Genomic DNA, 6787 nt, shown 5'->3' with positions numbered 1-6787 from the left:
GCCTGCGTATGCCGGGCCAGATCCGCTGCGAAACGCTCCTGTTTGGGGGTGCTGATACCGATCCAGACGACATGCGCCCCGACGGCGTCGATCTCGGCCCCTAGAGCAGCAAATTCGTCGTCCGTGAGCGGGCGAAACGGGGGACAGTGTGTCCCTACCACGTTCCGATTGCCGAACTTCTCAGCCACGGCTTCCCGGAGCCGATCCGCTACTCCTTCTTTCCCCCCGCAGAAAAAGTGTCGAACGGGCAGCGAGGCCGTGGCCTCCATCACGGCTGCGAAAAAATCTGGGCCGTAGCAGCGCTGCATCGCGTGGGCTCCCTTCCAGCGGCCGATCCATACGGCAGGTTTTCCATCCGGTAGATTCAAATAGAACGATTCCAGCAACTCCCTGAAAGCAGGATCTTCCTGCGCATGCACTAATCCATGCGCCCCGGTGGCGCTGATACATCGAGGCGACTCACTCGTAGCCTGCAGACATCCTTGCACGACGAGATCAACCGCTGCCGGAATGTCCCGTGCGAAAAGGGGCAGGCCGAGGACAGGCACGACGGACGGGGATGTCTCTCTACGTCTCATGAGTTCTTCGCCTTTTGAGCAATCGCCTGCTCGTAGATCGCCATCAGCATCTCGTAATTGCGCTCCGCAGTGTACTTCGCCTCGTACTCGGCGCGAGCGCCACGACGCAGAGCTATTTGCTGATCTGGAGCATCCCATAGCATCTGGACCTGCTGAGCCAGTTCTTGTGCTTTTCCCGGGGTAAACAAGAGCCCATTCTGAGCATGCGTTATCAGGCTACTCATTGCTCCCAGATTCGAAGCGATTATGGGCGTCCCTCGAGCAAATGACTCCACAATCGTCCGAGGTAGCCCTTCGTACCAGACGGACGGAAATACCAGGAAGGTCGCATCACCCATTAGATTAAGTACCTCATCGCCAGAAACTCGCCCCAGATACTCAATGAACTTATGTTGAACAGCAACCTCAGATACTAGCTCTCGTAGAGGCCCGTCCCCTGCGATTTTCAACGGAATGGAAAGGCGCTGCCAAGCCTCCAACAAGGTGTGGATTCCCTTCTCTTCTGAAAGCCGACCGATAAACAGAGCGTATCTGCCTTTTCCCTTACCCGGAACGGGCTCGGGGTGCACGAAGTTCGGTTTAAGGAATAACTTCTCTGATGGCAAACCTGCCTCAATAAACTTCTGCCTGGCGAACTCAGTCAGTCCAAGCACATAGGCATCGACGGCTTCCGTCCACGTGCCTTTGTACCAGTGCATTGCTAGCATCCCGGTGACAACGACCGAAGCCAATCGATCGTCCCGGTAACATGCATACTGTATGCCCGGCCATTTGAATCGTTTGTCGATGCACGCCTCGCACACACGCCCTTTTCGAAAGAACTGAGCTTTCGGACAGAGAATCCGGTAGTTGTTGATGGTCTGAACAACCGGTACCCCCTCCCGGCGAACCGCGTAGTAGGCCGCCGGAGAAATCAGAGGAAAGGTATTATGAAAGTGGACGATATCGGGGCGATGTTCACGAACCAAAGCGCGAAACTCGTCATAAATCGCATCATTCCAAAATGTCGCCCAGGCCACTTCCAGACGGCCCATATTCCTAATCAGATCGTTGTGGATCGTGTAGAGGAGGACTTCGTGCCCATGGGCTTTCAGCAGATCCACTTCCGTCTCGAAAATAGATTCCTCACCTCCCCGGACCTGGTAATAATTGTGTGCGGCAAGAATCTTCATGTTGTTATTTCATCACATCATGAGTGGACCATATATGACACGACGCCTACCAGTCGAGATCCGACTCGTACCCATAAGCGACCAACTGAGCCCCGGCTACCTCCTTGAAAAGGTCGGTGAGGACGTCATCGAAGTACTCCCGCCACTTCCCGGTCGATCCTTTCCGAAACGTCGGGCTAACGGACGAGAATACCTGCCGCTGGATAACTTCCCGTGTAGTCGGATCCATCTCAATCCCAAGATGCTGGTACAGCACGTCGAGTATGTTTTGTTGGGCAGTATCACTGCCGCCTCCACTTCCCCCCACAAGATCCTCGAAACGAATCACCAGAGCACCGCTTGTGAGCCATCCGGCATAGGCCTGAAGACGCTCTCCAATTGACTCCAGCCCAGATGGCGCATGGCCGGTGATGGCAAGTCGGATCCGGTTCTGCACATCGGGTTGCTCGGCAAAAACTGCGTGTCGGGGATGTCTGGCTTCACGGCTGATATAGAACGCCTGCGATACTACGATATCTCGCGGATCGCGTATCATAAACAGAGACCGCACCTTATGATTCTCGATACTAACCTGCCGCTCAGGATAATACCGCAGGTGAGTCACAAGCACTTGCCCAGGCTTCATTGCTACCAGCAGGTTATCCAGACTACCCCACCTATATATGTTTTCTTCGTGTATAGTGGGCACCAGTTTCCGATACAACCGAGGCGCCAAACAAACCGCTCGTTCTAACAGATGCGTGCCCGCCTTGGGTAAACTATTGCAAAGTACAATGGGCTCATGCTGATTTGTCCACCGATACCAGATGGTATCTGGTGAAAAACCAAATCGCTGCAAGGTCCACCACTGCCTCTCTAAAATCAAGGGGCCAGACATATCAGTATTTCAATCAATTGATGGGAAGTATGATTAACAGACCCTCGTCAGACATAAATCAGAGGACTGACGTCTTGGATTCGAGAGCATAGCCGAGGCGTTCCATTATTGGCCCAAACCGCGACTCCAACTTCGCCAGGTGATGAGCCGATAGGACACCGCGCCAGCCACCACTTTTGCCCTTACGGACGAAGTTCGTCTGTGTGCTTTTGTTTTTAAAGACACCCTGTCGGGCTTGGTCCTCCATCTTTCGCATATTCTGCACGGAGTTGGCCTCAATGATCGCATCCAGCAACGACGACGAAGCGGGGATATTCAAGAAGGCAGCGACACTGCCGAGTACTTCAACGGCATTACGCTTCATATCCTCAAAGCGTATCACATGCACCTCAGCTCGCCCATCATCCCGAGCTTTCAACCATGAAGCTACATGCTGATCCCATGCCCCATAGCGATTTACCTTACCAGACAGAAATGAGGCAAAAAACTTATCGAATGGCATTCGGTCCGTTATAATATTGGCCCAGATCTGGTAATGGTATTCTGATATGACGATATCCCGAGGGTCCCGCACCATGTAGAGAGCCCTACGATAGGAAAACCGGTATGGCTCATGCGTCTTGATGATCCGAGCCCCTTCCGGCAACAGGCCAGGAGCCTTAGCATGGTAGCCTACGTCAGGCAGTTCGTCGTTGACCCGCTCGAAACTACCAGGCTCTCCACGGATAAGCTGGTATATCAAGAAACGTAGCCATGTACTTCCAGACTTGGGATAGGCAGCCACGAAAACGTCAGACGGTTGAAGACCTCTGTGTTGTATCCAGTTGATAGGATACTTGAGCGGTGACTTCGTAACAAGATGTCGTAATCTAGCCCCAGAAACCATGACGTCATACAAATTTAAGTTTCCAAAATCAAGCTTCCAATTATGTTTTTCCAAACCAGGCTATGCAAGTTATATTTAAGATAGTTATGGCTTGGCATTCAGCGACCGATTTGAGTGGTAAAGCAATACAACCAACAAAGAGATAGCCAAACCCGCAGGAGAAGCAGATACAGCTAAAACATTTTCCACACTCATGAACAACAAAACTATAACAAACCCCAAAACCAATACTCGATATTCATAGGTTTTATACTTCTTGATATTTTTTCTTAAGGCCCCAAACACACTAACCCAAAGGCTCAAGAAAACCAAAAATCCGATTAATCCCCATTCATATAATGCCCTGAGAAATTCATTATGAGCCAATCTATTAGCATCAACATTATTCTTCGTATAATCCCTATACCAATATTCACCAGATACGATGATCTCTGCTACGCTAGAAGTACCTTTACCAAAGATTTTTTCACGCAAGCTATGCTTATACAAAAATCTCTGAACAATATGATCATACATCCCCAAACGCCACACTCCTGTAGAGATTTGATCGATACCTTTATTGTCAACTAATTGCAAAATTGTTAAAACACGATGTCTTTTAGCAATATCATTGATAGTATACCCAAATACCGAATTTAAAAATATCAATACCGACACCAATCCACCCATCAAAAACGACAACATAGCAAAGCGTCCAATCTTCTTACCCTCGTACACCCAAAAGACTATAGACGCCATAGAAAATATTATTAACGACACAAATCCAGTCCTACTTCCCGTAAGAATTACGCCAAAGAACACGAATGGAATCACGATCTTTAAATATTTGACGCCCTCTCTCCTCCCCATAAATATTATTGCGCTCAAGTTCAATACAAGGAACAACGCAAAAGACTGCGGATTAGCAAAAGTAGTCACGCGAGTATCAAAAATACTTCCATGAACTAATAATGTTTTAATGATAGCCCAAATAACCGAAACAATACATGAATAAACCACAATTTTCAATAAACCCTTACTATCATGATTCCAAACATACAAAAACACAAGAAATGTCACCGAATATGTATAAAGGTATCCAACCTGCTTTAACCCCGATAATTTAAAAGGACTCCACAATACAGAAACCGCAACGAGTACCACAAACAACACCCAATACTTGATTATACCATTAAATTGAACATATTTAAGTCCCCAAAATCTAGTTCGCAATAACAATAACGTAGGCAACACTATAGACTTCCAAGTGTTTTCTGGTCCGACCATGGAAGCTGACGCAAAATCTCGCCCAGACATTTCTAGCTGTGCTACAACTAGAAAAGCGAATACGGCCCACCGCAATTTTGTGATGGGCAAAAGAATTATTACTGTTGCAGCTATTAGAATGACAATATTTATCCAGTATAAATTCATTCAGGACCTATATTTTCGATTTGTGATTTTTTTCTACCTTAAATATCACAAAAGCAAATACCAACAATCCCAATACTGCCCACGCTAAGAAAGTCGCAAATGATTCTCTTATTGGCAATACTAACTTTGCAACATAAATCACAAGCAACATTATGGCACCAGCACCTAGTCCAATTAAATAATTTTTATCATATGGCCATAAACCTGTTAGCCTACGCACCTGGATAACACCATTTCCATACAACAAAGCAACTGAAATAGCTATTGAAATCGCCGCCCCTGTTATACCATAGGCGGGTATCAATATTACACATGAAACCATATTGATCACAAACGCCATACTCGACAGAATAAACCAATTCTTGTGGTGACCGCTCATTATTAAAATAGGTCCGACTGCTCCCGTTGCTGCATTGACCAGTTGTGCTGCAGCCATGATTAACATAGGAGTGGCTCCAGATACATAATCTTCACCAAATACAAAAACAACAACTTCCCTTGATCCCACAACTAAAATCAAAAAAAAAGGCAATGCTACATAAAATCCCCATCTGGTGCTCACTTTAAATAATGCATTCAGCCGATCAAGATCTCCCTGATGATAAAGTCGCGCAATCATTGGAGTGAATATGGCGCTGAACGACCCCACAATCATAGCAGATAACATTGCGGCTTGCGTGGCAGCTTGATAGATACCAATTTCGTCTGCTGGCAAGAAATATCCTACTAACAGACGATCCGCCCTCATGGTTAGCATTGTAAAAATACTTGCCATGGACGCCGGGATGGAAAACAAAAGTAAATCCTTTAAACGAAACGCTGCTGAAGTGTATTTCCTGATAATGTCGCCATATAACTGCCAAAGGAAAAAAGTACCCAGTAATAGTGAAACGGCTACGCCCGATACTGCCGAAATAACTGCCCCTTGAACCCCCCATCCTAATAGAACAACCAGTATAGTGAGCGTAAGTAATTGGACCAAGGGTAGAGCAACATCTTCGGCCAGCACACTATATTGCATTCGCTGGGTAATCCTCGTTTCAGCAGCTACAACTCGTAATGGCACTACAAGCGCAACCCCCAATGAAAACCATCGAAATACTTCTTCCAACTCAGGCTTTCCAAATACATCGGCTGCCAGCCATTCTGCACCCAAAAACAGGCACAATCCCAGGCTAAGCCCAATCATCGAAGAGAACTGTATTCCGCGCATAAGAACCGCACGGAACACACCGTTGTTTTTTTCCATGCTGGAGACCCGAATCGAATTACCCCGTCGTGTGTCCCCAAGGGCGCTATTAGACTCACTATCTGCATAACCGTCCAGCCAAGCGCGTAAAGACCAAACCCCGCTGGACCTAGCACCCGAGCAAGAATTACTTGACTGACCAAAAGCATAACACGACCACCAACACGCCCCCCCATCGCAACGATCGCGCCCTTACCCAACCGTCTTACATCCGCATCCAACTTCTCTGAATCGCTTTCCTCTTGCTTCTCCAAATTAGTTCTTCCTTCTCTAGGTACCTTTCCCTCCACTCGCACCTGCTCGTCGCTATGTTCACCTCTCTCTAACATGCCCAGCTCATGCACACTTCTACGATTCAGGGGAGGTGGTCACGAGCGACCACCTCCCCCTATACCTATCTTGTTACTAATCGATCAGGCCTCCCCGTCCTTCAGGTAACCGGCTTTGATCAGGTAGTGCAGCACCTGGTCAGCGCAGGCTTCGACATCGTTGTTGACCGTATCCAGCACGATTTCGGCATCGGTGGGGGCTTCATAGGGATCGTCGATGCCGGTAAAGCCCTTGATGATGCCGGCCCGGGCCTTGGCGTAAAGACCCTTCACGTCCCGCTTC

At 48.0% G+C, this 6787-nt stretch carries 8 protein-coding genes; all 8 read right to left on the bottom strand.

The window, feature by feature from the left end:
• Positions 1 to 578: glycosyltransferase (locus D6694_00290; protein RMH48626.1), on the bottom strand; the 578-nt coding region annotated here is incomplete at its 3' end.
• Entirely contained in the window at positions 575 to 1750 is a 1176-nt protein-coding gene (locus D6694_00285; GenBank protein RMH48625.1) for a glycosyltransferase, read from the bottom strand. The genes D6694_00290 and D6694_00285, both read right to left, overlap by 4 nt.
• 46 nt (positions 1751 to 1796) lie before the next feature.
• Positions 1797 to 2627, bottom strand: a complete 831-nt coding sequence (locus D6694_00280; GenBank protein RMH48624.1) for a hypothetical protein — start codon at positions 2625 to 2627, stop codon at positions 1797 to 1799.
• Positions 2628 to 2685: 58 nt separating this feature from the next.
• On the bottom strand, positions 2686 to 3513 hold the full coding sequence (locus D6694_00275; GenBank protein RMH48623.1) for a sulfotransferase domain-containing protein: 828 nt from the start codon (positions 3511 to 3513) through the stop codon (positions 2686 to 2688).
• Positions 3514 to 3597: 84 nt separating this feature from the next.
• A complete protein-coding gene (locus tag D6694_00270) occupies positions 3598 to 4926 on the bottom strand; it encodes an O-antigen ligase domain-containing protein (protein ID RMH48622.1) in 1329 nt (442 codons plus the stop codon).
• Positions 4927 to 4933: 7 nt separating this feature from the next.
• Positions 4934 to 6175: a polysaccharide biosynthesis protein gene (locus tag D6694_00265; protein RMH48621.1), complete on the bottom strand. Its 1242-nt coding sequence runs from the start codon at positions 6173 to 6175 to the stop codon at positions 4934 to 4936.
• The gene (locus D6694_00260; GenBank protein ID RMH48620.1) at positions 6112 to 6504 is read right to left on the bottom strand and encodes a hypothetical protein; all 393 of its coding nucleotides are present in this window, start codon (positions 6502 to 6504) and stop codon (positions 6112 to 6114) included. The genes D6694_00265 and D6694_00260 overlap by 64 nt, the downstream gene beginning before the upstream one ends.
• Before the next feature lie 84 nt (positions 6505 to 6588).
• A partial coding sequence (locus tag D6694_00255) for an adenylyl-sulfate kinase (protein RMH48619.1) occupies positions 6589 to 6787 on the bottom strand: 199 nt, incomplete at its 5' end.

This window comes from Gammaproteobacteria bacterium, assembly GCA_003696665.1.
In the GTDB taxonomy this organism is placed as follows: domain Bacteria; phylum Pseudomonadota; class Gammaproteobacteria; order Enterobacterales.
Note: the sequence above shows the minus strand (reverse complement) of the source record. Positions and strands in the feature narration are given on the sequence as shown.